Source organism: Streptomyces sp. NPDC007905 (assembly GCF_042959345.1).
In the GTDB taxonomy this organism is placed as follows: domain Bacteria; phylum Actinomycetota; class Actinomycetes; order Streptomycetales; family Streptomycetaceae; genus Streptomyces.
In genome coordinates this window covers 119,898-143,370 of the sequence record NZ_JBIBKS010000010.1, presented here as the reverse complement: position 1 = coordinate 143,370, position 23,473 = coordinate 119,898, and the positions used below count along the sequence as shown (strand labels likewise).

Here is a 23,473-nt window from a genome sequence, read left to right as displayed (position 1 = left end):
CCAAGATCCGCTCATCTGAGCGCAACCCTTATCAAGGGTGGCGAGAATCACGCTGCCACAGCGGGGCGGATTTCACCATGCGGACGTGGATCCGGGACGGAAACACTCAGGTCACATACCCAGCGCGAGCAGCCGCTCCTCCACCCGTTCCGGTGCGTACAGGTGCTCCACGACCAGCGCCGCGGCACCTATCAGCCCGGCCCGCTCACCCAGCCGGGACGTCACGACGTCCAGGTGGGCCGTGGAGCGGGGCAGCGCCCGCTGGTAGAGCAGCTCCCGGACACCGGTGAGGAAGGCGGTTCCCGCCAGGTCGCCCGCGATCATCAGGACTCCCGGATTGAGCAGGGTCACGACCGTGGCCAGCACGTCCCCGACCCGGCGCCCGGCCTCCCGGGCCAGCGCGGCCGCCTCCGGATGCCCGGCGGCCAGCAGGTCCCGTACGTCCGAGCCGGACGCGGCCGGCACCCCGGCCTCCGCCAGCCGCCGGGCCACGGCGCCACCACTGGCGACGGCGGCGAGACAGCCGTACGAGCCGCACCGGCACAGCGCCTCGGCGCCCACCCGGATGTGCCCGATGTCGCCCGCGCCGCCGTCGACGCCCCGGTAGATCGAGCCGCCGACCACGACCCCGGCGCCGATACCCGTGGATACCTTGACCAGCACGAACGCCGAGCAGTCGGAGTGTCCGGTGCGCTGTTCGCCGTAGGCCATGAGGTTGGCGTCGTTGTCCACCAGGACCGGGACCGCGGGGGCGCCGGTGTACTCGGTGAAGGCGCGGCGAAGGCGGCCTCTTATGTCGTAGCCGTCCCAGCCCGGCATGATCGGCGGCTGCACCACCCGGCCGGTCTCGCTGTCCACCGGGCCCGGCACCGCGAGCCCTATGCCGCACACCTCCTGCGCCCGGTGCCCGGCCCTGGTCAGCAGCTCGGCGAACCAGCGGGCCAGTTCGCCCAGAACGGTCTCGGGGCCGTCCTCGACCACGAGGGTGCCGGAGTGCTCGGCGAGGAGCTCACCGGTCAGGGTGAGGACGGCCGCCCGGGCGTGACGGGTGTCGAGGTCGGCGGCGAGCACGACCGCGTGGGAGTCGTCGAACTCCAGGGTGATGGAGGGGCGGCCGCCGAGCGGCGAGTCGACCGGGCCACCGGCGCCCTCGCGCAGCCAGCCGGCCCGGAACAGCCGGTCGAGACGCTGGCCGACGGTGGCGCGGGACAGACCGGTGACCTGCTGGAGCGCACCGCGGGTCACGGCCCGCCCGCTGCGCACCAGTTCGAGCAGATCGCCGGCGCTGGCCTGACTGCCGCCCTTGGTGGCCTTGCCGGTCCTGCCGGGCCGTCCGGTCATGCACACCCCCTTGTGTTTCTGAAGCTTGCATTACATATTGAGTTTTGCGTGTTAAATAGACGTAACCCTACGGTAGCCACAACCAAACCCGGTCGGCCGGACGTCTTCGGGGAGCCCCGAGTGGATCGCACTGCCCAGCTCACTGCCTGTGTCCCGGAGCGCGAGATCGCATACGATCCCCCGGCCTCGGACACATCCCTGCACGTCAGGGCGGCCCGGGTGCTGGAGGCGAACTGGACGGGCGCCTCGACCGTCCCGTCCCGGAGCCTGTACCCGCACCAGTGGTCGTGGGACTCGGCGTTCGTCGCGATCGGCCTCAGGCACCTCTCGCCGCTGCGGGCGCAGACGGAGCTGGAGACGCTGCTGGCGGCCCAGTGGGGCGACGGGCGCGTCCCGCACATCGTCTTCAACCCCTCCGTGCCGCTCGACGCGTACTTCCCGAGCCCCGACTTCTGGTGCTCCTCGACCGCGGGGCGCGCTGCGGGCGCCCCGCGCACCGTACAGACGTCGGGCATCGTGCAGCCACCGGTGCACGCGCTGGCGGCCTGGCTGGTGCACCGCGCCGACCCGGGCCTTTCGCGGGCGCGTGGCTTCCTCGCCGGGGTGTATCCCCGGCTGGCCGGCTGGCACCGCTATCTGCTGCACCGGCGGGACCTGGGCGGGGGCGGCCTGGTGTCCGTCGTGCACCCATGGGAACAGGGTATGGACAACAGCCCCTGCTGGGACGTCCCGCTCTCCCGCGTCACCCCGGCACCGGCCCGCTCCTTCCGCCGCGCCGACCTCGACCACGGCGCCCCCGAGGACCGGCCGACGGATCTGGACTACGGGCGGTACGTGCGGCTGGCGGCGGAGTACCGGGATGCCGAATACAGGGACGGGGCGGGTGGGAGGAGAGGGGACGGGGCGGGTGGGAGGAGAGGGGACGGGGCGGGTGGGAGAACAGCGGGCGGAGGGAGCGGGGCGGACGGGAGGGGAGACGGGACCGCCGGGGGCGAGTTCGCCGTGGAGGACCCCGCGTTCAACGCCCTGTTGATCGCGTCCGAGTACGCGCTGGCCCGGATCGCCGAGGAACTGGGCGCGCCGGGGACCGCCCGCCGCGCCCGCGTCGACCGGCTGACGGCGGCCCTGGTGGACCGCCTGTGGGACCCGGCGAGCGGGATGTTCCTGTGCCGGGACCTGCGCGGCGGCGGCCTCGTCCCCGAGCGCAGTGTGTCCGGGCTGGTCCCGTTGCTGCTGCCGGGGCTGCCCCGGGACGTCGCCGCCGCGCTCGTGCGCACGCTGCGCGGCCCGCACTTCGGGCTGGGCGACACCACGGCGATGGTCCCGAGCTACGACCTCCTCGCCGAGGCCTTCGACCCGCACCGGTACTGGCGGGGCCCGGCGTGGTTCAACACGAGCTGGCTGCTGGAGCGGGGACTGCGGGCGCATGGCGAGCGGGGGGCTGCCGACGCGCTGCGGGATGCGGTGCTGGACATCGCCGGGGCCACCGACTTCGCCGAGTACGTCGACCCGTACACCGGCGAGGCGTGCGGCGCGACCGGCTTCAGCTGGACGGCCGCGCTGGCTCTGGATCTGCTGCACGAGCGCCCCGGGCACACCGTGTCCCGCACGGGTACCGGCGCGTTCGACACGAGTGACAAGGGAGGGGACCGGGGATGACGGACCGGCATCATCTGCTCGTGCACGGGGCGACGTTCGCCGCCGTGGGCGACCGTGGCGACATCAGCGGGGTGCGGGGCGGCAGCTCCCCGGACGGGTTATTCGTACGGGACGCCCGGCACCTCAGCCGCTGGCAGCTCACCGTCGACGGCGCGGTGCCCGAGGTGCTCACCCCGGTCACGGACGGCGACGCGGCCCGCTGTGTGCTGGTGCCGCGCGGGGGCCGGCAGGAGCCGCCCGCACACACCCTCTTCCGTGAACAGGCCGTCGGCGACAGCTCGTTCGTCGAGTCCCTGCGGGTGACCAGCAACCGCCCGGCGCCCACCGCCGTCCGGCTCGCCATCACCGCCGACGCCGACTTCACCGACCAGTTCGAGCTTCGCTCCGACCACCGCACCTACGTCAAGGCCGGTGCCGTACGGACCCGCCAGGTCCTGGACGACGGCATCGAGTTCACCTACCGGCGGGCCGAATGGCGGTCCTGTACGACCATCACGGCCGAGCCCGCACCGGACGCCGTCGAGGAGACCGGCACCGGCGCCCGCCGCCTGGTGTGGACCCTGGACCTGGAACCCCACGGCACCACCGAGCTGGTGCTGCGCGTGATGGCCCGTCCGCACGGCGACCGGCGCGCCCTGCGCGTGCCGCGCTCCCCCGCCTCGGTGAACGAGCAACTCCTCGACCTGGAGGGAAGGTTCGTGGAGGGCGTCGCCTTCCCGACCGGCTGGCCGGAACTGGCGGCGGCCTGCGCCCGCGGCCTGGCCGACCTGGCCGCGCTGCAGGTGCCGGCGACCGGGCCGGACGGGGAGGAGCTGCGCGTCCCGGCCGCGGGCGCCCCCTGGTTCCTCACCCTGCTCGGCCGGGACGCCCTGCTCACCGCCCTGTTCGCGCTGCCGTACCGGCCCCAGCCGGCCGCCGCCACGCTGCTCGCGCTTGCCGCGACCCAGGCGACCAGGACCGGTGGGTCCTCGGTCGCCCAGCCCGGCAAGATCGTGCACGAGGTACGCCACGGCGAGCTGGCGCACTTCGGGCAGGTGCCGTTCGGGCGGTACTACGGCTCGGTCGACGCGACTCCGCTGTTCCTGATCCTGCTCGGGACGTATGTCGAGCGGACCGGCGACGCACACCTGGCCCGGCGGCTGGAGCGGCACGCCCGGGCCGCCGTCGGCTGGATGCTGGACCACGGCGGGCTGACCTCGCGCGGCTATCTCGTCTACCGCGCCGACGGGGGCGGCCTCGCCAACCAGAACTGGAAGGACTCCCCCGGCGCCATCTGCTGGTCCGACGGCACCCGACCCAGCGGGGCGGTGATGGCCGCGGGCGCCCAGGGCTACGCGTACGACGCGCTGCGCCGCACGGCGTCGGTGGCGCGCACGGTGTGGGCCGACGAGACGTACGCCGCGCTGCTGGAACAGGCGGCGGCCGACCTCCGTGACCGCTTCCAGCGGGACTTCTGGATGCGGGAGCACTCCTTCCCGGCGCTCGCGCTGGACGGCGAGGGCCGCCAGGTCGACGCGCTTGCCTCCGACGCCGGGCATCTGCTGTGGTCGGGTCTGCTGGACAAGGAGTACGGCGAGGTCGTCGGCCGACGGCTGCTGGAGCCGGACTTCTTCTCCGGCTGGGGGGTGCGCACCCTCGCCTCCGGCCAGCCGGCGTACCACCCGCTCTCGTACCACCGCGGTTCGGTCTGGCCGCACGACAATGCGCTGATCACGCTGGGCCTGGCCCGCTACGGACTGCACGACGAGGCTCGTTCGGTGGCGCATGCCCTGGTCGACGCGGCGACGGCCGCGGGCCACCGGCTGCCGGAGGTGCTGGCGGGCTACGGCCGCGACAGCCACCCCGAACCGGTGCCCTACCCGCATGCGTGCGTCCGCGAGTCCCGCTCGGCAGCGGCCCCGCTCGCCCTGCTCACCGCGGTGGGGGGTGCGTAGCACTCCGTGCGGAGGGCCGTGGGCGCCGTGGTGGTTTCCGCCGCTGCGGCGCCGCCGGCCGTGTGGGGCTGACCGCGCTGGCTCAGCAGTGCGCGGCATGCCCGAAGGAAGGTTCGCCAGGCGTTTGCCGGGTGTTTGCCAGGGGCCGTGAACAGGGGCCGGGGACCGGCCGTACGGGATGGCGGCGGGCCAGGCGGGCCCGGGGTCTCCGGCCCTGCCCAGCCTCCCCGGCGTGGCCCGCCGCTCCGTCACGGGTCTCGCATGGAAGGACCTTCGGGTTGCCTCAGCACACGAGCACGCGTCAGTCACCGGATACGGCCGGGGCGACCGAGGACGTCCTGGCGAAGGCAGCAGGCCCCGAGGAGACCGCCTCCACCCGGGACGCGCCGACGTCCGGCCCCGAAACCGCCGCCACGGCGGAAGCCCCGCAGCGCATCGGGGAAATCGCCACGGCAGGCGACGGCCCGAAGCCCGCCACCGTCGAGGCGCCCACCACCGGCAAGACCCGGAACCCCGAACCCGACACATCCGCCACCACAGGCGACGGCCCGAAGCCCGCCACCGGCAACGCGGCCACCAGCAGGGAAGCCTCCGAGCCCGCCACCCCAGGGGAAGCCCCGGAACCCGCCACCGCCGAGGCGGCCACCACCGCAGAAACCCCAAAGCCCGCCACCGACAAGGCACCCACCAGCAGGGAAGCCCCCCAGCCGGCCACCGCCGAGGCCGCCACCCCAGGGGAAGCCCCGGAACCCGCCACCGCCGAGGCCGCCACCACCGCAGAAACCCCGAAGCGCATCGGCGAAGCCCCCGCCACGGGGCAAGCCCCGGAGCCCGGCACCGGCGAGGCGGGCGCGGGGGGCGGCGGTGAGGTCGACGTGCAGGACGGGGCCGCCGCTCCTCGTCCTTCCCGCCGGACGTGGGCCGCCTGGTCCGCGCGGACACGGCGCTGGCGCCAGGCACATCCGGCCGCCGCCCAGGCCCTCTCCGTGACCCTCACCGTGCTCGCCACCGCGCTCGTCGTCGCCGCCCTCGTACTGCCGAACAACGTCGTCGGGCTCCGGCCCGCGAAGTTCACGCGCATACCGGCGGAGGCGGTCATCGGGGCCGCGGTGATGCTGGCGCTGCCGCGCCGGCCCCGGGTGGTGCTGGCCGCGGTCTCCGGAGCGGCGCTGGGCGCCATGACCGTACTGAACCTGCTCGACATGGGGTTCAACCAGTACCTCGGCCGAGGATTCAACCCCGTCCTCGACTGGAGCCTGCTCGGCGACGCCCAGTCGTATCTGGAGGACTCGCTGGGCCGCACCGCCACCCTCGCCGCCACGGCCGGTGTGATCGCTCTCATCCTGCTGCTGTTCGTGCTGCTGGCGCTGTCGACCGTCCGACTGAGCAACCTGCTCGCCCGGCACCCCGGCACCGCGACCCGGGGCACTCTGACCGCCGGCGTCGTCTGGATCACCTGCTCCTCCCTCGGCCTGCAGGTGTCCGGCGTGCCGATCGCCTCCGACCGCACCGCCGCAGCGCTGAAATGGCAGGCACGGCAGGTGCGGAACACCCTGCGGGACGAGGCGGAGTTCCGGAAGGTGGCCAAGGTCGACGCGTTCGGCAACACCCCCGGCTCCCAGCTCGTGCCCGACCTGCGCGGCAAGGACATGATCTTCACGTTCATCGAGAGCTACGGCCGCAGTGCGATCGAGGACCCGATCATGGCGCCCGGTGTCGACAAGACCCTGGACGAGCGCACCAGCGCACTGGCCAAGGCCGGCTACCACGCCAAGAGCGGCTGGCTGACCTCGGCGACCTACGGCGGCAGCAGCTGGCTCGGCCACTCCACCACCCTGTCGGGGCTGTGGATCAACAACCAGCAGCGCTACCGCACCGTCATGGCGAGCGACCACCTCAGCCTCACCAAGGCCTTCAAGAAGACCGGCGCCTGGGACACGGTCGGTGTCATGCCGGGCGTGCAGAAGGGCTGGCCGGAGCAGAGCTTCTACGGCCTGGACAAGGTCTACAACGCCTTCGAACTCGGCTACAAGGGGCCGAAGTTCAGCTGGTCGACCATGCCGGACCAGTACGCGCTGGAGCAGTTCCAGCAGCGGGTGCACGGCAGGAAGCACGCCAAGCCGATGATGTCGGAGCTCATCCTGACCTCCAGCCACCAGCCCTGGGCGCCGATCCCGAAGATGGTCGGCTGGGACCAGCTGGGCGACGGCTCGATCTTCAAGGGCATCCAGGCGGCGGGCAACAAGTCGGAGGACGTCATCGCCGACACCACCAAGTCCCGTCAGGAGTACGGCAAGTCGATCCAGTACTCGGTGACCGCGCTGACGCAGTGGCTCCAGCGCTACGGCAACGACGACACGGTCCTGGTGTTCCTCGGCGACCACCAGCCCATCGCCCGCGTCAGCGGCAACCACGCCAGCCGTGACGTGCCGATCTCGATCGTCGCCAAGGACCCGAAGGTCCTCGACAAGGTCGCCGACTGGGGGTGGACGGACGGTCTCCGCCCCGCCCACAACGCCCCGGTGTGGAAGATGAGTGCCTTCCGCGACCGCTTCCTGACGGCGTACGGGTCCACCCCGCACCCCAAGGAGGGCTGATCAGCCGCCGGACGTGTCGAGTTCCGCGTCCTCGCTGATGCCCGCGCAGTCGTAGGGGTCCTTCAGCCAGCCGTCCGGCAGCACCACCCGGTTGTTGCCGGACGTACGGCCGCGCGGGCCGTCGGCGCCGAGCGGCCAGGGCTGGTCGAGGTCCAGCTCGTCGAGGCCGGCCCGCAGTTCCTGGAGCGAGGAGGTGATCGCGAGCCGTTTGCGCATCTCGGAGCCGACCGCGAAGCCCTTCAGGTACCAGGCCACGTGCTTGCGGAAGTCGATCACGCCCCGCGACTCGTCGCCGATCCACTCGCCGAGCAAGGTGGCGTGGCGGACCATGACGTCGGCCACCTCGCGCAGGGTGGGGCGTGCGATGGCCTCCGTGCGGCCCTCGAAGGCCGCCACCAGGTCGGCGAACAGCCACGGCCGGCCCAGGCAGCCGCGGCCCACGACGACACCGTCGCAGCCGGTCTCCCGCACCATCCGCAGCGCGTCCTCGGCCGACCAGATGTCGCCGTTGCCGAGCACCGGGATCTCCGGGACGTGCTCCTTCAGCCGGGCGATGGCGTCCCAGTCGGCCGTGCCGCCGTAGTGCTGGGCGGCCGTCCGGCCGTGCAGCGCGATCGCCGTGACTCCCTCCTCCACGGCGATGCGGCCGGCGTCGAGGTAGGTGATGTGGTCGTCGTCGATGCCCTTGCGCATCTTCATCGTGACGGGGAGATCACCGGCCCCGCTGACCGCCTCGCGCAGGATGGCCCGCAGCAGGTTGCGCTTGTACGGCAGCGCGGACCCGCCGCCCTTCCTGGTCACCTTGGGGACCGGGCAGCCGAAGTTCAGGTCGATGTGGTCGGCGAGGTCCTCCTCCGCGATCATGCGGACGGCCTTGCCCACGGTCGCCGGGTCGACGCCGTACAGCTGGATCGAGCGCGGCTGCTCGGTCGCGTCGAACTTGACCAGCTGCATGGTCTTGTCGTTGCGCTCGACCAGCGCCCGGGTCGTGATCATCTCGCTGACGAACAGCCCCTTGCCGCCGCTGAACTCTCGGCACAGCGTCCGGAAGGGCGCGTTGGTGATCCCCGCCATGGGTGCGAGCACGACGGGCGGCGCGACGGCGTGCGGGCCGATGGAGAGCGGGTGGGTCATCAGACGGCTCCGGGACTGACGTACGACAGAAGACGAGGAACCATTGTCCCTCACGCCCGGGTGCTTGCCCGCGGCTGCCCCGCGTACGGGGTCAGCCGGGACCGGTCGTGGCGTGGAACCGCGGCCGCGACCTTGCAACACTCATTAGTTAGCCGCACTATCGAAATCGCGTACGATGGGACGCATGCCCGAGCTCAGCCACCGCCGACGCCTGCTCGTCCTCGCGATCTGCTGCATGAGTCTGCTGATCGTGAGCCTCGACAACACCGTCCTGAACGTGGCGCTGCCCTCGATGCAGCGCGAGCTGCACGCCGACACCTCCGGCCTGCAGTGGACGATCGACGCCTACACGCTGGTACTGGCCTCGCTGCTGATGCTCGCGGGCTCCACGGCCGACCGTGTCGGCCGAAAGAAGGTCTTCATGTCGGGCCTGGTCGTCTTCTCGATCGGCTCGTTGCTGTGCTCGCTCGCACCGAACCTGGAACTGCTGGTCGTCTTCCGCATGATGCAGGCGGTCGGCGGCTCGATGCTCAATCCGGTCGCCATGTCGATCATCACCAACACCTTCACCGACTCCCGCGAGCGCGCCCGCGCGATCGGCGTCTGGGGTGCGGTGGTCGGCATCTCCATGGCGGCCGGTCCGCTGGTCGGCGGCCTGCTGGTGGAATCGGTCGGCTGGCGCTCCATCTTCTGGATCAACCTCCCGGTCGGCCTCGCGGCCCTGCTGCTCACCCTGCGGTTCGTCCCCGAGTCCCGCGCGCCCAAGGCCCGTCGCCCCGACCCGGTCGGCCAGGTGCTGGTGATCGCCCTGTTCGGCTCGCTGACCTACGCGATCATCGAGGCGCCGGACTCCGGACCGGGTGTCGTGGCCCCCTTCGCCGCGGTGGCCCTCGCGGCCCTGCTCGGCCTGCTGTGGTACGAGCCCCGGCGCGAGGAACCCCTCATCGACCTGCGCTTCTTCCACTCCGCTCCGTTCAGCGGGGCGACCGCGATCGCGATCAGCGCGTTCGCGGCACTGGGCGGCTTCCTGTTCCTGTCCACGCTGTACCTGCAGGACGTACGCGGCCTCGACGCCCTGCACGCGGGCCTGTGGATGCTGCCGATGGCCGCGCCGACGTTCCTGTGTGCGCCGCTGTCCGGACGCCTGGTGGGCAGCCGGGGGCCGAGGCTGCCGCTGGTGGTGGCCGGCGCCGCCATGACCGCGAGCGGGGTGCTGTTCGCCGCCTTCGAGGCGGAGACCTCCAACGCCACGCTGTTCGCCGGGTACGTGCTGTTCGGCATCGGCTTCGGCTTCGTGAACGCGCCGATCACGAACACGGCGGTGTCGGGCATGCCGAGGGCGCAGGCGGGGGTCGCTGCCGCGGTCGCTTCCACCAGCAGGCAGCTGGGGCAGTCGCTCGGGGTGGCGGTCGTCGGAGCGGTGCTCGCTTCGGGGGTGAGCTCGTCGTCGTACCGGGATGCGTTCGTCACGGCGGCGCAGCCCGGGTGGTGGATTCTCACGGCGTGCGGCCTGGCCGTGCTCGTCCTGGGGTTCGTCACCAGCGGGCGGTGGGCTCGTCGGACTGCCGAGCGGACCGCCGAGAAGCTGGAGTCCGCCGAGGTGCGACAGGTCGTGGGCGCCTCCGAGCGTGCCTGAGCGCGGGTGCGACGTGGCCCGTCGCGTCCTCGCGGCGGAGCCGCGTGACGGCACAGCCCCGCGCTCCGGGTCCGTCAGCTCCCCTGTGCCATCTCGTACAGCTTCTCCAGACGCTGTCGCGTTTCCTCGTTCCTCGGGGTGTACGTCACCATCCGTGGCCCCGCGTCCGGCCCCAGCCACAGATCCGTGTGTTCCAGCGTCAGGTGGCCCACGTACGGGTTGAGGAATTCCTTGATCTTGGTGCGGTTGCCGACGACCTCGTAGCGCTCCCAGTTCTCGCGGAACTCCGGGGCCTCCGTCTGCAGGCGCTTGAGCAGCATCTTCCAGGCGGGCTCGCCGAGGTGGCCGGCCAGGGAGGCGCGCAGGCGGGCGGCCATCAGGCGCATGGTCGCGTCAAGGTGGACGATCGCCGCGCGCCAGTCGCTGTTGGTGTACACGAGGAGCATGCAGTTGCGGTCCTCCGGCGCGACCGCGTCCAGGTCGCCCAGGAGGCGGGCGTAGGTCCGGTTGTAGGCGAGGATGTCGTACCGGCTGTTCTGGATGCAGGCCGGGATCGGTTCCAGTGCGCGGAGCATCTCGCGCAGGGCCGGGGTCACACTGGGGCAGTTCGCGGCGGGCGTCGGGTCGGTGGCGCCGGCCAGCCGGAAGAGGTGGGCGCGTTCGCTGGCGTCCAGCATCAGGGTGCGGGCCAGGGCGTCCAGGACCTGCACCGAGACCTGGATGTTGCGGGCCTGTTCGAGCCAGGTGTACCAGGTGACACCGACCGCGGAGAGCTGGGCGACCTCCTCCCGGCGCAGGCCGGGCGTACGGCGCCGGGCGCCACGTGGCAGCCCCACCTGCTCGGGCGCGATCCGCTCACGCCGACTGCGCAGAAAGGCGGCCAGCTCGTGCCGGCGGATCTCCGCGCCCCGCGCGGTCGCCGGTGCGGAGGTCTCCTGGGCCATGGTCGTCATGCCTCCAGGGTGCTCCCCCGCGGATCCTGTTTCCAGGTACTTCTTGTACCAGGACAAGAACACTCTGGTACCAGTCTGAGGGCGGACGCAGGCTCGGAGCATGACAGAGACCGTCACCACCCCTGTGGTCCGCACCCGGGCGTCCTCGCCCGTGCTGAGCGGGCCGGGGCTGTTCACCGTTCTACTGGCGGCGGCGCTGCCGCTGGTCGACTTCTTCATCGTCAATGTCGCCCTGCCCACCATCGGTGCCGATCTCGGCTCGGGCGAGGCCGTACTGGAGCTGGTCGTGGCCGGGTACGGGGTCGCCTACGCGGTGCTGCTCGTGCTCGGCGGCCGGCTCGGGGACCTGTTCGGACGGCGGCGGCTGTTCCTCGGCGGTATGGCCGCCTTCGGGCTCACCTCGCTGGCCTGCGGGCTCGCGCCCGGCGCCTGGAGCCTCGTCGCGGCGCGGGTCGCGCAGGGGGCGTCGGCCGCGGCGATGCTGCCGCAGGTGCTCGCCACCATCCAGGCCGCCACGAGCGGAGGCCGCCGGGCCCGGGCCATGAGCCTGTACGGCGCCACCGCCGGGCTGTCCATGGTGGCCGGGCAGATCCTGGGCGGCGTGCTGGTCGCCGCCGACATCGCCGGGAGCGGCTGGCGGGCGATCTTCCTCGTCAATGTGCCGGTCGTCCTGCTGGGGCTGGTGCTGGCCGTCCGGTACGTGCCGGAGACGCGCTCGCAGCACCCGGAGCCCGTCGACGGGCCCGGCACCGTCCTGCTCGCGGTGTCCCTGCTGACGCTGCTCGCCCCGCTGACCGAGGGCCGGGCCACGGGCTGGCCGTTGTGGACGTGGCTGTCACTGGCCGCTTTCCCCCTCGCCACCGCCGCTTTCTACGCGGTGGAGCGGCGGGCGGACCGGCAGGGGCGCACCCCGCTGGTGCCGCCGAGCCTGTTCGCGCTGGCGTCCCTGCGGCGGGGGCTGGTGCTGATCCTGCCGTTCTCGATCGGCTTCAGCGGGTTCATGTTCGTGATCGCGCTGGCGCTGCAGCGAGGGGCCGGGCTCGGACCGGTGCCGGCGGGGCTCGCGCTCGCCCCGATGGCGGTGGCGTTCCTCTTCGTCTCCCTGGCCGGGCCGCGGCTGATCGCCCGGTACGGCACCCGCGTGGTCACCGCCGGGTCCGTCCTGCAGGGCGTGGGCGTGCTGCTGATCGTCCTCGCCGCCTGGCGGGACTGGCCGCACCTGGGCTTCGGCTCGCTGTGGCCGGGCGTGACGGTCGCCGGGGCCGGGCAGGCGCTCCAACTCCCCAACCTGATGCGGATCGTGATGTCCGAGGTGCCGCCGGCCCGGGCGGGTGTCGGCAGCGGTGTGATGGTCACCACGCAGCAGTCCGCCCTCGCCCTGGGCGTGGCCACCCTCGGCACCCTCTTCCTCACCCTCGTCCCGCACCAGGGCATGCGGAACGCGCTGGTCATCACGCTGCTGGTGCAGCTGGCGGGGGTCGTCCTGACCGGTCTGCTCAGCCTGCGGCTGCCCCGCACGGTCGGCTGAGCCGAGGGCACGGCTTGGACAACTCGCCGTGCGGGACACCCTCTTGATGTTGAACCTGCTGCACACTCCTTGCGGTCGGGTGTGCCGGCCGCGGGGAGGCGTCATGCCGCAGGGCAACAGCACGAGCAAGGTCAGCCGCTGGGACCAGCACGGCCGGGAGCACGTGGTCCGGGTGCGGCGCACGGGTGTGCAGCGCACGATCAGATGCGACACCTGCGGCTGGCGCAGGGGCGCCCAGTTCCTGCCCTGGCCGAAGGCGGAGGAGCACCTGGCCGAGGCCCATCAGGCGACGGTGGACCCGGCGGGTGCCCGGCAGCCGTCCCGCTGACGGTCGGCCGGTTCGACGTCCCGGGCACGGGCGATGACTTCCGGCGGCGGCAGGAGTCGTATCCAGGACGAGGGACGACGACGGACGACGAGGGCCGACCGGAGGGCCGAGGACCATGACCGCACTGCACGAGATCCTGCGCCGGTACGTGGACGACGGGAGCGTGCCTGGCGCGGTGGCCGTGGTCGCCCGCGGCGACGAGGCCGAGATGGTGACCGTCGGCCACACGGACGCGGGCGGCTCGGCCCCGATGGCCCGGGACTCGATCTTCCGGATCGCCTCGATCACCAAGCCCGTGACCGCGGCCGCGGTGCTGATGCTGGTGGAGGAGGGCCGGATCGGCCTCGACGATCCGGTGGCCGAGTGGCTGCCGGAGCTGGCCGGGCCGATGGCCGTACGGACCCCGGCCGGCCCGCTGGACGACCTGGTGCCGGCGGCCCGCCCGATCACGGTCGAGGACCTGCTCGTCTCCCGCGCCGGCTGGGGCTTCCCGTCGGACTTCTCCCTGCCCGCGGTCCAGGCGCTGTTCGAGGTGCAGAAGGACGGCCGCGCCCCGCAGGCCTACCCGACCCCGGACGCCTGGCTGGAGCGCCTGGCCCGGGTGCCGCTGCTGTACCAGCCGGGCGAGGCCTGGCTGTACGGCACCTGCTCCGACCTGCAGGGTGTGCTGATCGCGCGGGTGTCGGGCCGGACGCTCCCGGAGTTCCTCGCCGAGCGGGTCTTCGAGCCGCTCGGCATGAAGGACACGGCGTTCGAGGTGCCGGCGGACAAGCGGGACCGGTTCACCACCTACTACCGGCGGGGCGCCGACCGCACCCTGGAGGTCGCGGACACCCCCGACGGCGACTGGAGCCGGATTCCCGCCTTCCCGTCGGGCGGCGGAGGTCTCGCCTCGACGGCCGTCGACTACCTCGCCTTCGCCCGCATGCTGCTGGCCGCCGGGGAGACGGACAACGGCCGGCGCCTGCTGTCGCCCACCTCGGTGAGCCGGATGACCAGCAACCACCTCAGCGCACCCCAGCGGGAGATCGGCCGCCTCTTCCTGGAGGGCCAGGGCTGGGGCTACGGCGGCCAGGTCGACGTCACTCCCGCCGAGCCCTGGAACGTGCCCGGCCGCTACGGCTGGGTCGGCGGCACGGGCACCACCGCCCACCTCGTCCCGGCCACCGGCACGGTCACGTTGCTGCTCACCCAGGTGGGGATGGCGGATCCCACGCCGACACCGCTGATGCGCGAGTTCTGGCGGGTCACGGCGTGACGTCGGCCTTCAGCCCCCGCACCAGCAGCTCGACGACCGCCTCGAACTCCGTCCGGATGCCGGGCTGCTGCCACTCCCGGGCGTAGCAGGGGTCGTGGAAGCGGCCGGTGGCCTGGAAGACGGCGCGGGCCGCGGCGGCCGGGTCGGGCGCCGTGAAGGCACCTGCCCCCGTGCCCGCCTCGATGATCCTGGTCAGCTGGGCGGTCAGGTCGGTGATGTGCTCGCCGACCGCCTCGCCGTTCTCATCGGTCAGCACCGTGTAGGTGGCGAACAGCTCGGGGTCGTCACCGGCCTTGTGCCGCTTGGCCTCGAACAGGGCCGCCAGCCAGGCCCGCAACCGGTCCTCGGCGGCGCCGTCCCCGGCGACGATGCCGGCGAGTTTCTCCGAGGTGCGGTCCAGCCACCGCTTGGTCACCGCCTCGCGCAGCGCCGCCTTGGTACGGAAGTGCCGGTAGACACTGCCGTGGCTGACGCCGAGCGCGCGGGCCACGTCGACCACGGTGGCCTTGGCCGGGCCGTGGCGGCGCAGCACCTCCTCGGTCGCTGCGAGGATGCGCTCGGTGGTCAGGGTCTCGGTGGTCGCTGCCATGACATAGACCGTACCCGGGGGCGAGGTCAGCGCTCGCTGTCGAGGTGTGCCATCAGCGCGCTCGGGTAGCGGTCGCCCGCCGCCGCGTCCGCCGGGACGGCCCGCTCGATGGCCGCCAGGTCGGCGTCGTCCAGGGTCACGTCCACAGCGCCCAGCGACTCGTTCAGCCGCTCGCGGGTGCGGGCGCCGACGAGCGGCACGATGTGCTCGCCCCGGGAGAGCACCCAGGCGATGGCGATCTGTGCGACGGACACGCCCTTGTGCTCGGCGGTCTTGCGCAGCGCCTCGACCAGGTCCAGGTTGTGCCGGAGGTTCTCGCCCTGGAAACGGGGCGAGGAGGCGCGGAAGTCGTTCGCGGCCAGCTGCCGGTCGCGGGAGAAGTGGCCGGAGATCAGGCCGCGGGACAGCACGCCGTACGCGGTGATGCCGATGCCGAGCTCACGGGTGGTCGGCAGGATCTCCTGCTCGATGCCGCGGGAGATGAGCGAGTACTCGATCTGCAGGTCGGCGATCGGGGCGGTGGCGGCGGCCCGGCGGACGGTCTCGGCGCCGACCTCGCTGAGGCCGACGTGCCGGACGTGCCCCTTCTCGATCAGTTCGGCGATGGCGCCGACGGTCTCCTCGATCGGCACGTCCGGGTCGAGCCGGGCTATCCGGTAGATGTCGATGTGGTCGACCCCGAGGCGCTGCAGCGAGTAGGCGGCGAAGTTCTTCACGGCTGCGGGCCGGCCGTCGTAGCCGCTCCAGTTGCCGTCCGGGTCGCGCAGGGCCCCGAACTTCACGCTGACCAGCGCCTGCTCGCGCCGGGCGGCCGGGGCGGCGCGCAGGGCCTCGCCGATCAGCATCTCGTTGTGGCCCATGGCGTAGAAGTCGCCGGTGTCCAGCAGGGTCACGCCCGCCTCCAGGGCGGCGTGGACGGTCGCGATGGACTCCGCGCGGTCGGCGTCGCCGTACAGCGCGGACATGCCCATGCAGCCGAGGCCCAGGGCGGAGACGTGGGGGCCGGTGGTCCCGAGGGTGCGGGTTCGGATCGTCATGCCCTCCACCTTCCCATGACAAGTGACAGATTTCAATATCTGTCACTTGCCATTCCTCCTGAAAGCGACCTGGTCCAGACCTATTGACGAGAGGTCTGGACCACATGCACCGTCATGGCAGCGCACTGTCATGCCTACGACACCTCACCGCACCCCCACCGGGAGGCTCCGCATGCTCCGTCGCACCCTGCGACTGCTCACCGCCGCGCTCACCGCGGCCGTCCTCGCCCCCCTCGCGATCGCCACCGCCCCCACCGCCTCCGCCGCCGACACCTGCGCCGGGAAGTTCCGCCCGTCCGGCAAGGTGCTCCAGGGCTACTGGGAGAACTGGGACGGCTCGGCCAACGGCGTCCACCCGCCCTTCGGCTGGACCCCGATCACCGACTCCCGCATACCCGCGCACGGCTACAACGTGATCAACGCGGCCTTCCCGGTCATCCGCTCGGACGGAACGGCCCTGTGGGAGGACGGCATGGACAGCGGCGTGAAGGTGGCCACGCCCGCCGAGATGTGCGCGGCCAAGGCATCCGGCCGGACCATCCTGCTGTCCATCGGCGGAGCGGCGGCCGGCATCGACCTCTCCTCCAGCACGGTCGCCGACCGGTTCGTCGCGACCATCGTCCCGATCCTGAAGAAGTACAACTTCGACGGCATCGACATCGACATCGAGACCGGCCTGGTCGGCAGCGGCAGCATCACCCAACTGTCCACCTCCCAGGCCAACCTGATGCGCATCATCGACGGCGTCCTGGCACAGATGCCGTCCAACTTCGGCCTGACGATGGCGCCGGAGACCGCGTACGTCACCGGCGGCAGCATCACCTACGGCTCGATCTGGGGCGCGTACCTGCCGATCATCAAGAAGTACGCGGACAACGGCCGGCTGTGGTGGCTGAACATGCAGTACTACAACGGCAGCATGTACGGCTGCTCCGGCGACTCCTACTCGGCGGCCACCGTCCAGGGCTTCACCGCCCAGACCGACTGCCTCGACAAGGGTCTGGTCGTGCAGGGTACGACCGTCAAGGTGCCGTACGACAAGCAGGTGCCCGGCCTGCCCGCGCAGTCGGGCGCGGGCGGCGGCTACATGTCGCCGCCCCTGGCGTCCCAGGCCTGGAACCACTACGGCAGCGCGCTCAAGGGCCTGATGACCTGGTCGATCAACTGGGACGGCTCGAAGAGCTGGACCTTCGGTGACAACGTGAAGGCACTCCAGGGGCGCTGAGCGTGCCGCTCCGGCCCCTGACGCAGGGTCAGGGGCCGAGCCGCCGTCACCGGGCCGTGCAGGCGAGCTTGGCGCCGAGCGCGAGGAAGGAGCCCGCGAAGCTCCGCCGCAGCCAGGCCATCACCTTCGGCCGCGAGATGACATGGTCGCGCACGGAGGCGGCCAGGACGCCGTACAGGGCGAACACGACGAAGGTCAGCAGCATGAAGACGCCGCTCAAGCCGAGCATGCGCAGCAGGGCGTGCGGCCCGTCGGGGCTCACGAACTGGGGCAGGAAGGCGAAGAAGAAGATCGTCAGCTTGGGGTTGAGCAGATTGATCAGCACACCTCTGACGATCGCCTGCGGTGCCGTGGCGGGTGCGCCGTCCTGCTCGACCGTGATCCCCTCCTTGCCCCGCAGCGTTGCCCACGCCATGTACAACAGGTAGGCGACACCGGCGTACTTGACAGCCTGGAAGGCGGCTGCGCTCGCGTTCAGCAGAGCGGCGAGGCCGGTGACGGTGGCGAGGACGTGCGGGACGATCCCGAGCGTGCAGGCGAAGGCGGCGACGGTACCCGCACGGCGGCCGTGGGAGAGGGTGGCGGCGAGGGTGTGGACGACGCCGGTACCGGGGGTGACGACGACCACCAGGGTGGTCACAAGGAACGCGAGACTCATGAGGTCACCCTGGCGACCCGGGCGCTCTCCCGACAGGGCCAATCCGGGACCTTCGTCGGGGACCAATGTCCAGGCGCGTCCCGCTCCGTTGGACATGGTTCGGCGACGCTCGGAGAATGAGAGTGTCGGCGAGCAGTCCTCAGGCGGCGCCTGCCGTCGGCCGTGCGGTGCACTCGCGCCGCCCGAGGAGGCCCCCATGAGCATCCGCATCGCCACCTTCAACATGGAGAACGTCTTCCGCCGGCCCACGGCCTTCCGCCTCTCGGACGCGGCGAAGCGCGAGGAAGTCCTCGACGACTTCGCCAAGTTGGTCACTCTCCTCGACCTGCCGGTGTATCAGGAGGACGACAAGAAGGAGATCGCCCGGCTCATCGAAAAGCACCGGGCCTACGACATCGACCCGCAGAACCCGCCGCCGATCTACGTCAACCAGTCCCGTCCGGGCAAGGACTCCGGACTGTTCAAGACGTCCGGCCCCGGGAAGGACACCAAGGTCGAGGTCACCGCCAAGGGGCGTACCGCGTGGGCCGGTTGGGCCGAACTGGGTCAGGAAGACCTCGAGATGGACGTGGTGCGGAACACCGGCCGGGTGGTCTCGGAGGTCGACGCCGACATCCTGCTCACCGTGGAGGTCGAGGACCGGCTCACCCTGGAGCGCTTCAACACCCAGGTCCTGGCCGGGGCACTCGGCAGACGGCCGTACCCCTACAACATGCTGATCGACGGCAACGACAGCCGGGGCATCGACATCGGGATCCTCAGCCGTCACCCGATCACCTCCGTCAGGACCCACATCTTCGACACCGACCCGGAACGCCCCGACACGCGCCTCTTCAGCCGTGACTGCCCCGAGTTCGAGATCCAGCTCGACGGGTCACCCCTCGTGATCCTCGGCAACCACCTCAAGAGCAAGTTCCATGACGACCCGGACCTGCGGCTGGCCCAGGCGAGGCGGGTCGCGGAGATCTACCGCACCGCCTCGGAGCGCACCCCGCACGTCGTGGTCGCCGGAGACCTCAACGACGACCCGAACAGCGCGGCGGCCGTGGAGCTGGCGGAAACGGGACTGCGTGACGTGATGAGTCACCACGCCTACCACGGGGAGCCCGGCACCCACGGGGACTGCCGCAGCGAGCAGGGCAAGATCGACTACGTGCTGCTCCCGCCGTCGTTGTGGCCCGAGGTGCAGCACGTCGGCCTGGAGACCCGCGGACTCTTCGCGAAGGGCATCAAGTCCTTCGACACCGTGACGTCGAAGGGCAACGCGGCATCCGACCACGCGGCGCTCTACGTGGACCTGGACCTCTGAAACGCAGCGGTGCCCGAAACACACCGGTGCCGGGCCCCTGGGAGCAGGAGCCCGGCACCGGGACGAGCCGTGGGTCAGGCGCCGATCAGGCGGCTGGCAAGGTACCCCTCGATCTGGTCGAGCGACACGCGCTCCTGCTTCATGGAGTCCCGCTCACGCACGGTCACCGCGTTGTCCTCGAGCGTGTCGAAGTCGACGGTCACGCAGTACGGCGTACCGATCTCGTCCTGGCGGCGGTAGCGACGCCCGATGGCACCGGCGTCGTCGAACTCGATGTTCCAGTGCTGACGCAGCGCCTGGGCGAGACCCTTGGCCTTCGGGGACAGCTCGGGGTTGCGGGACAGCGGCAGCACCGCGACCTTCACCGGGGCCAGACGGTGGTCGAGGCGCAGCACGGTCCGCTTCTCCATCTTGCCCTTGGCGTTCGGCGCCTCGTCCTCGACGTAGGCGTCGAGCAGGAAGGCCAGCATGGTGCGGCCGACACCCGCCGCGGGCTCGATGACGTACGGCGTCCAGCGCTCGCCGGCCTCCTGGTCGAAGTAGGAGAGGTCCTGGCCGGAGGCCTTGGAGTGGGCGCCGAGGTCGTAGTCGGTCCGGTTGGCGACACCCTCCAGCTCGCCCCACTCCGAACCGCCGAACTGGAAGCGGTACTCGATGTCGGCGGTGCGCTTGGAGTAGTGGGAGAGCTTCTCCTTCGGGTGCTCGTACCAGCGCATGTTCTCAGTCCGCAGACCCAGGCCGGTGTACCAGTTCCAGCGCTGCTCCATCCAGTACTCCTGCCACTTCTCGTCCTCGCCCGGCTTGACGAAGAACTCCATCTCCATCTGCTCGAACTCGCGGGTGCGGAAGATGAAGTTGCCCGGCGTGATCTCGTTGCGGAACGACTTGCCCATCTGGGCGATGCCGAACGGCGGCTTGCGGCGCGAGGTGGTCTGCACCTGGGCGAAGTTGGTGAAGATGCCCTGGGCGGTCTCGGGGCGCAGGTAGGCGACGGAGCCGGAGTCCTGGGTCGGGCCGAGGTGCGTCGACAGCAGACCCGAGAACTGCTTGGGCTCGGTGAACTGGCCCTTGTTGCCGCAGTTCGGGCAGTTGATGTCCGCCAGGCCGTTCGCCGGGGCGTGGCCCTTCTTCTCCTCGTACGCCTCTTCCAGGTGGTCGGCGCGGAACCGCTTGTGACACGAGGTGCACTCGGTCAGCGGGTCCGTGAAGGTGGCGACGTGACCGGAGGCGACCCAGACCTCGGGGGCCAGGATGACGGACGAGTCGATACCGACGACGTCCTCGCGCGACGTCACCATGTAGCGCCACCACTGGCGCTTGATGTTCTCCTTGAGCTCGACACCCAGCGGTCCGTAGTCCCAGGCGGCACGCTGACCGCCGTAGATCTCACTGCACGGGAAAACGAAGCCACGGCGCTTGCTCAGGCTGACGATGGTGTCGATCTTGTCGGCGGCCACGGTGCTCTCTTCATTACGACGACGGGCGTTGAAGCGAGATGCTTCCAGCGAATGATTCAGGTTACCGGCGCAGACTCCCCCACGACCAAATCGGCCCCTGGCCACGGCCCCCACAAGCCTCTGTTGACAACGGTTTCCATGTTAGTTGAAAATGACTATCATGAACGTACGACGACGCCTCATACCCGCGGCCGCGGCGACCGCGGTCGCCGCCCTCGGGCTCGGCTCCCTCACCGCCTGCTCCGGTGACTCCGCCGCGGCGGCCAACACCAGCAAGTTCGACGTCGTCGCCTCGTTCTATCCGATGACCTTCCTCGCCGAGCAGATCGGCGCGGACCACGTCCACGTCACCAGTCTCACTTCTCCCGGCCAGGAACCGCACGACCTGGAGCTCAGCACCCGGCAGATCGCGGATCTGCAGGAAACCGACGCGGTGCTCTACCTCAAGAACCTCCAGCCCTCCGTCGACGACGCGGTGGCCCAGTCCCCGGTGAAGACGAAGATCGACGCGGCATCCCTGACGACGCTGGAGGAGCACGGCAACGAGGTCGGCAGCCACTCGGCCGCGCACGACACGCACCCGGGCGAGGAGTCAGGCGGCAAGGACCCGCACATCTGGCTCGACCCCGTGCGCTACGCCCAGGTCGCCGAGGGCGTCGGCGACGCCTTCGCCAAGGCCGACCCCGCGCACGCGGCGGACTACCGGAAGAACACCGCGAAACTGGTCGGGAAGCTGGATGCCCTGAACTTCCGGTTCGAGCAGAACCTCGCGCACCCGAAGACCAAGGTCTTCATCACCACGCACGCCGCCTTCGGCTACCTCGCCGAGCGCTACGGCCTGACCGAGGAGGCCATCAACGGCCTCGACCCCGAGTCGGAGCCCAGCGCCGCGCGCGTGAAGGACCTGGAGGAGCTGGCCAAGGCCGACGGTGCGACCACCGTCTTCTACGAGACCCTGGTCAGCGACAAGACCGCGAGGACCGTCGCGGGCGACGCGGGCCTGAAGACGGACGTCCTCGACCCGATCGAAGGCATCACGGCGAAGTCCCGTGGCAAGGACTACTTCGCCGTCCAGGAAGCCAACCTGAAGGCGCTCCAGCAGTCCCTGGGCACCAAGTGACCGGCACGGAGGACGACACCATGGGCGAGTCCGTCATAGCGATGCGCGGGGTGAGCGCGGAACTCGGTTCCCGCCCGGTGCTGCGCGGCATCGACCTCACCGTGCGCAGCGGTGAGGTGGTCGCGCTGCTCGGCGCGAACGGCTCCGGCAAGTCGACGGCCGTACGCAGCCTCATCGGCCAGGTGCCGGTCAGCGCCGGCACGATCGAACTGTTCGGCACCCCGCGCCGTAGCTTCCGGCACTGGGCGCGCGTGGGATACGTGCCCCAGCGCACCAGCGCCGCGGGCGGGGTCCCCGCCACGGTGACCGAGATCGTCTCCTCGGGCCGCCTGGCCCGCACCCGCTTCGGCATCTTCCGCAGGGCCGACCGGGAGGCCGTGCACCGGGCCCTGGAGCTGGTCGGCATGGCGGACCGCGCCAAGGACTCGGTGACCGCGCTCTCCGGCGGCCAGCACCAGCGGGTGCTGATCGCCCGCGCCCTGGTCGCCGAGCCCGAGCTGCTGATCATGGACGAGCCGATGGCCGGCGTCGACCTGGCCAGCCAGGAGGTGCTGGCCGCGACCCTGCGGGAGCAGGTCTCCCACGGCACCACGGTCCTGCTCGTGCTGCACGAACTGGGCCCGCTGGAGCCCCTGATCGACCGGGCGGTCGTCCTGCGCGACGGCTGCGTCCTGCACGACGGGCCGCCCCCGCGGGCCGTCGGTCAACACGCCCTGCCCGGCCACGACCACGTACACCCGCACGCACCCGCGGGCGCCGAACCGATCCGCACGGGACTGCTGAGCTGATGGACTTCCTGAACTACGCCTTCATGCAGCGGGCGCTCATCGCGGCCGTCCTGGTCGGGATCACCGCGCCCGCGATCGGCATCTACCTCGTCCAGCGCCGCCAGCCCCTGATGGGCGACGGCATCGGGCACGTGGCGATGACCGGCGTCGGCCTCGGCTTCCTGCTGCACGCCTCGCCGGTGTGGATGGCCACGGCCGTCTCCGTGCTCGGCTCGGTCCTGATGGAACTGATCCGCTGGTACGGCAGGACGCGCGGCGACATCGCCCTCGCCATGCTCTTCTACGGCGGTATGGCCGGCGGCGTGATGTTCGTCAACCTCGCGCCGGGCGGCTCCAACGCCAACCTGACCTCGTACCTGTTCGGCTCGTTGTCGACGGTGTCCCCGTCGGACGTGACCGCGATCACGGTGCTGGCGGCGTTCGTGGTCGTGGTCACCCTTGGTCTGCGCCGCCAGCTGTTCGCGGTCAGCCAGGACGAGGAGTTCGCGCGGGTCACCGGGCTGCCCGTGCGCGCCCTGAACCTGCTCACCGCGGTCACCGCGGCCGTCACGGTCACCGTCGCCATGCGGGTGGTCGGCCTGATCCTGGTCTCCGCGCTCATGGTCGTACCGGTGGCCGCCGCACAGCAGCTCACCCGCAGCTTCGCCGCGACCTTCGCCGTCGCCGTCGCCCTCGGTGTCGCCGTGTCGATCGGCGGCACGATCACCTCGTTCTACCAGGACGTGCCGCCGGGCGCGACGATCGTCCTGCTGACCATCGCGGCGTTTGGCCTCCTCAGCGCCCTGGCCACTCCCCTGGCCCGCCGACGCGCCCGCGCGGCCGCCGCGGCACGGCCCGCGGGCGACCCCGTGGAGTGCTCGATTCCGGCCACGCGGGGGGCGGGGGACGAGGTCGGCGTCTGACCGCCGACAGCCCGGGCTGG

19 protein-coding genes are annotated in these 23,473 nt (G+C 71.5%); 12 read left to right on the top strand and 7 right to left on the bottom strand.

All coding sequences use genetic code 11. From position 1 onward, the window contains the following. Positions 1–111 precede the first annotated feature (111 nt). On the bottom strand, positions 112–1,341 hold the full coding sequence (locus ACFZDC_RS19500) for an ROK family protein (protein WP_391325327.1): 1,230 nt from the start codon (positions 1,339–1,341) through the stop codon (positions 112–114). A 120-nt stretch (positions 1,342–1,461) separates the two neighbouring features. Between ACFZDC_RS19500 and ACFZDC_RS19495 the strand changes: the two genes are divergently transcribed. The 3 genes from ACFZDC_RS19495 (at position 1,462) to ACFZDC_RS19485 (ending at position 7,531) form a co-directional block, all read left to right on the top strand. Next, positions 1,462–3,000 (top strand): hypothetical protein, encoded by a 1,539-nt coding sequence (locus ACFZDC_RS19495; protein ID WP_391325325.1) that lies wholly within the window; start codon positions 1,462–1,464, stop codon positions 2,998–3,000. After that, a complete protein-coding gene (locus tag ACFZDC_RS19490) occupies positions 2,997–4,934 on the top strand; it encodes a glycogen debranching N-terminal domain-containing protein (protein ID WP_391325323.1) in 1,938 nt (645 codons plus the stop codon). Before ACFZDC_RS19495 ends, ACFZDC_RS19490 begins: the two co-directional genes overlap by 4 nt. Before the next feature lie 986 nt (positions 4,935–5,920). Further along, on the top strand, positions 5,921–7,531 hold the full coding sequence (locus tag ACFZDC_RS19485; protein WP_391325648.1) for a CDP-alcohol phosphatidyltransferase: 1,611 nt from the start codon (positions 5,921–5,923) through the stop codon (positions 7,529–7,531). On the opposite strand, the gene dusB is transcribed toward ACFZDC_RS19485, so the two are convergent. Next, entirely contained in the window at positions 7,532–8,665 is a 1,134-nt protein-coding gene (dusB, locus tag ACFZDC_RS19480; RefSeq protein WP_391325321.1) for a tRNA dihydrouridine synthase DusB, read from the bottom strand. Between the two features lie 184 nt (positions 8,666–8,849). Here dusB and ACFZDC_RS19475 point away from each other — a divergent pair, with 184 nt between their 5' ends. Continuing rightward, positions 8,850–10,301: a DHA2 family efflux MFS transporter permease subunit gene (locus ACFZDC_RS19475; RefSeq protein ID WP_391325320.1), complete on the top strand. Its 1,452-nt coding sequence runs from the start codon at positions 8,850–8,852 to the stop codon at positions 10,299–10,301. 74 nt (positions 10,302–10,375) lie between these two features. Here the strand turns inward: ACFZDC_RS19475 and ACFZDC_RS19470 are convergent, their stop codons facing one another. Further along, positions 10,376–11,254 carry a helix-turn-helix domain-containing protein gene (locus ACFZDC_RS19470; RefSeq protein WP_391325318.1) on the bottom strand — a complete coding sequence of 293 codons (879 nt, stop codon included), beginning with the start codon at positions 11,252–11,254 and terminating at the stop codon, positions 10,376–10,378. Between the two features lie 100 nt (positions 11,255–11,354). Between ACFZDC_RS19470 and ACFZDC_RS19465 the strand changes: the two genes are divergently transcribed. The 3 genes from ACFZDC_RS19465 to ACFZDC_RS19455 all read left to right on the top strand — a co-directional run bounded on the left by ACFZDC_RS19465 (position 11,355) and on the right by ACFZDC_RS19455 (position 14,368). Next, positions 11,355–12,782, top strand: coding sequence for an MFS transporter (locus tag ACFZDC_RS19465; RefSeq protein ID WP_391325316.1), 1,428 nt, complete (start codon positions 11,355–11,357; stop codon positions 12,780–12,782). A gap of 103 nt (positions 12,783–12,885) precedes the next feature. Then, positions 12,886–13,110, top strand: a complete 225-nt coding sequence (locus tag ACFZDC_RS19460; RefSeq protein ID WP_391325314.1) for a hypothetical protein — start codon at positions 12,886–12,888, stop codon at positions 13,108–13,110. 115 nt (positions 13,111–13,225) lie between these two features. After that, positions 13,226–14,368: a serine hydrolase gene (locus ACFZDC_RS19455; protein WP_391325313.1), complete on the top strand. Its 1,143-nt coding sequence runs from the start codon at positions 13,226–13,228 to the stop codon at positions 14,366–14,368. Here ACFZDC_RS19455 and ACFZDC_RS19450 read toward each other — a convergent pair. Both ACFZDC_RS19450 and ACFZDC_RS19445 read right to left on the bottom strand, forming a co-directional pair. Then, on the bottom strand, positions 14,358–14,957 hold the full coding sequence (locus tag ACFZDC_RS19450; RefSeq protein WP_391325311.1) for a TetR family transcriptional regulator: 600 nt from the start codon (positions 14,955–14,957) through the stop codon (positions 14,358–14,360). The two genes, ACFZDC_RS19455 and ACFZDC_RS19450, sit on opposite strands and share 11 nt — an antisense overlap. 26 nt (positions 14,958–14,983) lie before the next feature. Next, a complete protein-coding gene (locus tag ACFZDC_RS19445; RefSeq protein WP_391325309.1) occupies positions 14,984–15,994 on the bottom strand; it encodes an aldo/keto reductase in 1,011 nt (336 codons plus the stop codon). Positions 15,995–16,166: 172 nt separating this feature from the next. Between ACFZDC_RS19445 and ACFZDC_RS19440 the strand changes: the two genes are divergently transcribed. Then, complete coding sequence (locus ACFZDC_RS19440) at positions 16,167–17,219, top strand: glycosyl hydrolase family 18 protein (protein ID WP_391325308.1); 1,053 nt, start codon at positions 16,167–16,169, stop codon at positions 17,217–17,219. A 46-nt stretch (positions 17,220–17,265) separates the two neighbouring features. Here the strand turns inward: ACFZDC_RS19440 and ACFZDC_RS19435 are convergent, their stop codons facing one another. Further along, positions 17,266–17,877: a LysE family transporter gene (locus ACFZDC_RS19435; protein ID WP_391325306.1), complete on the bottom strand. Its 612-nt coding sequence runs from the start codon at positions 17,875–17,877 to the stop codon at positions 17,266–17,268. Between the two features lie 196 nt (positions 17,878–18,073). Between ACFZDC_RS19435 and ACFZDC_RS19430 the strand changes: the two genes are divergently transcribed. Further along, complete coding sequence (locus ACFZDC_RS19430) at positions 18,074–19,186, top strand: endonuclease/exonuclease/phosphatase family protein (protein ID WP_391325304.1); 1,113 nt, start codon at positions 18,074–18,076, stop codon at positions 19,184–19,186. A 74-nt stretch (positions 19,187–19,260) separates the two neighbouring features. Here ACFZDC_RS19430 and ACFZDC_RS19425 read toward each other — a convergent pair whose 3' ends face one another. After that, a complete protein-coding gene (locus ACFZDC_RS19425; RefSeq protein ID WP_391325302.1) occupies positions 19,261–20,643 on the bottom strand; it encodes a glycine--tRNA ligase in 1,383 nt (460 codons plus the stop codon). 160 nt (positions 20,644–20,803) lie between these two features. Here ACFZDC_RS19425 and ACFZDC_RS19420 point away from each other — a divergent pair, with 160 nt between their 5' ends. From ACFZDC_RS19420 to ACFZDC_RS19410, 3 genes are read left to right on the top strand one after another with little or no spacing between them, the layout of a single operon-like run. Further along, positions 20,804–21,763, top strand: a complete 960-nt coding sequence (locus ACFZDC_RS19420) for a metal ABC transporter solute-binding protein, Zn/Mn family (RefSeq protein WP_391325300.1) — start codon at positions 20,804–20,806, stop codon at positions 21,761–21,763. Between the two features lie 20 nt (positions 21,764–21,783). Next, positions 21,784–22,551 carry an ATP-binding cassette domain-containing protein gene (locus tag ACFZDC_RS19415; RefSeq protein WP_391325646.1) on the top strand — a complete coding sequence of 256 codons (768 nt, stop codon included), beginning with the start codon at positions 21,784–21,786 and terminating at the stop codon, positions 22,549–22,551. Continuing rightward, positions 22,551–23,453 carry a metal ABC transporter permease gene (locus ACFZDC_RS19410; RefSeq protein ID WP_391325298.1) on the top strand — a complete coding sequence of 301 codons (903 nt, stop codon included), beginning with the start codon at positions 22,551–22,553 and terminating at the stop codon, positions 23,451–23,453. Before ACFZDC_RS19415 ends, ACFZDC_RS19410 begins: the two co-directional genes overlap by 1 nt. The last annotated feature ends 20 nt before the right edge of the window (positions 23,454–23,473 follow it).

Bases quoted from the DNA above. Each gene is read 5' to 3' on its own strand.
- ACFZDC_RS19445 (WP_391325309.1), bottom strand. From the start codon at position 15,994: ATGACGATCCGAACCCGCACCCTCGGGACCACCGGCCCCCACGTCTCC.
- ACFZDC_RS19460 (WP_391325314.1), top strand. From the start codon at position 12,886: ATGCCGCAGGGCAACAGCACGAGCAAGGTCAGCCGCTGGGACCAGCAC.
- ACFZDC_RS19430 (WP_391325304.1), top strand. From the start codon at position 18,074: ATGAGCATCCGCATCGCCACCTTCAACATGGAGAACGTCTTCCGCCGG.
- ACFZDC_RS19435 (WP_391325306.1), bottom strand. From the start codon at position 17,877: ATGAGTCTCGCGTTCCTTGTGACCACCCTGGTGGTCGTCGTCACCCCC.
- ACFZDC_RS19500 (WP_391325327.1), bottom strand. From the start codon at position 1,341: ATGACCGGACGGCCCGGCAGGACCGGCAAGGCCACCAAGGGCGGCAGT.
- ACFZDC_RS19410 (WP_391325298.1), top strand. From the start codon at position 22,551: ATGGACTTCCTGAACTACGCCTTCATGCAGCGGGCGCTCATCGCGGCC.
- ACFZDC_RS19490 (WP_391325323.1), top strand. From the start codon at position 2,997: ATGACGGACCGGCATCATCTGCTCGTGCACGGGGCGACGTTCGCCGCC.
- ACFZDC_RS19475 (WP_391325320.1), top strand. From the start codon at position 8,850: ATGCCCGAGCTCAGCCACCGCCGACGCCTGCTCGTCCTCGCGATCTGC.
- ACFZDC_RS19465 (WP_391325316.1), top strand. From the start codon at position 11,355: ATGACAGAGACCGTCACCACCCCTGTGGTCCGCACCCGGGCGTCCTCG.
- ACFZDC_RS19455 (WP_391325313.1), top strand. From the start codon at position 13,226: ATGACCGCACTGCACGAGATCCTGCGCCGGTACGTGGACGACGGGAGC.
- ACFZDC_RS19440 (WP_391325308.1), top strand. From the start codon at position 16,167: ATGCTCCGTCGCACCCTGCGACTGCTCACCGCCGCGCTCACCGCGGCC.
- ACFZDC_RS19470 (WP_391325318.1), bottom strand. From the start codon at position 11,254: ATGACGACCATGGCCCAGGAGACCTCCGCACCGGCGACCGCGCGGGGC.
- dusB (WP_391325321.1), bottom strand. From the start codon at position 8,665: ATGACCCACCCGCTCTCCATCGGCCCGCACGCCGTCGCGCCGCCCGTC.
- ACFZDC_RS19420 (WP_391325300.1), top strand. From the start codon at position 20,804: ATGAACGTACGACGACGCCTCATACCCGCGGCCGCGGCGACCGCGGTC.
- ACFZDC_RS19450 (WP_391325311.1), bottom strand. From the start codon at position 14,957: ATGGCAGCGACCACCGAGACCCTGACCACCGAGCGCATCCTCGCAGCG.
- ACFZDC_RS19415 (WP_391325646.1), top strand. From the start codon at position 21,784: ATGGGCGAGTCCGTCATAGCGATGCGCGGGGTGAGCGCGGAACTCGGT.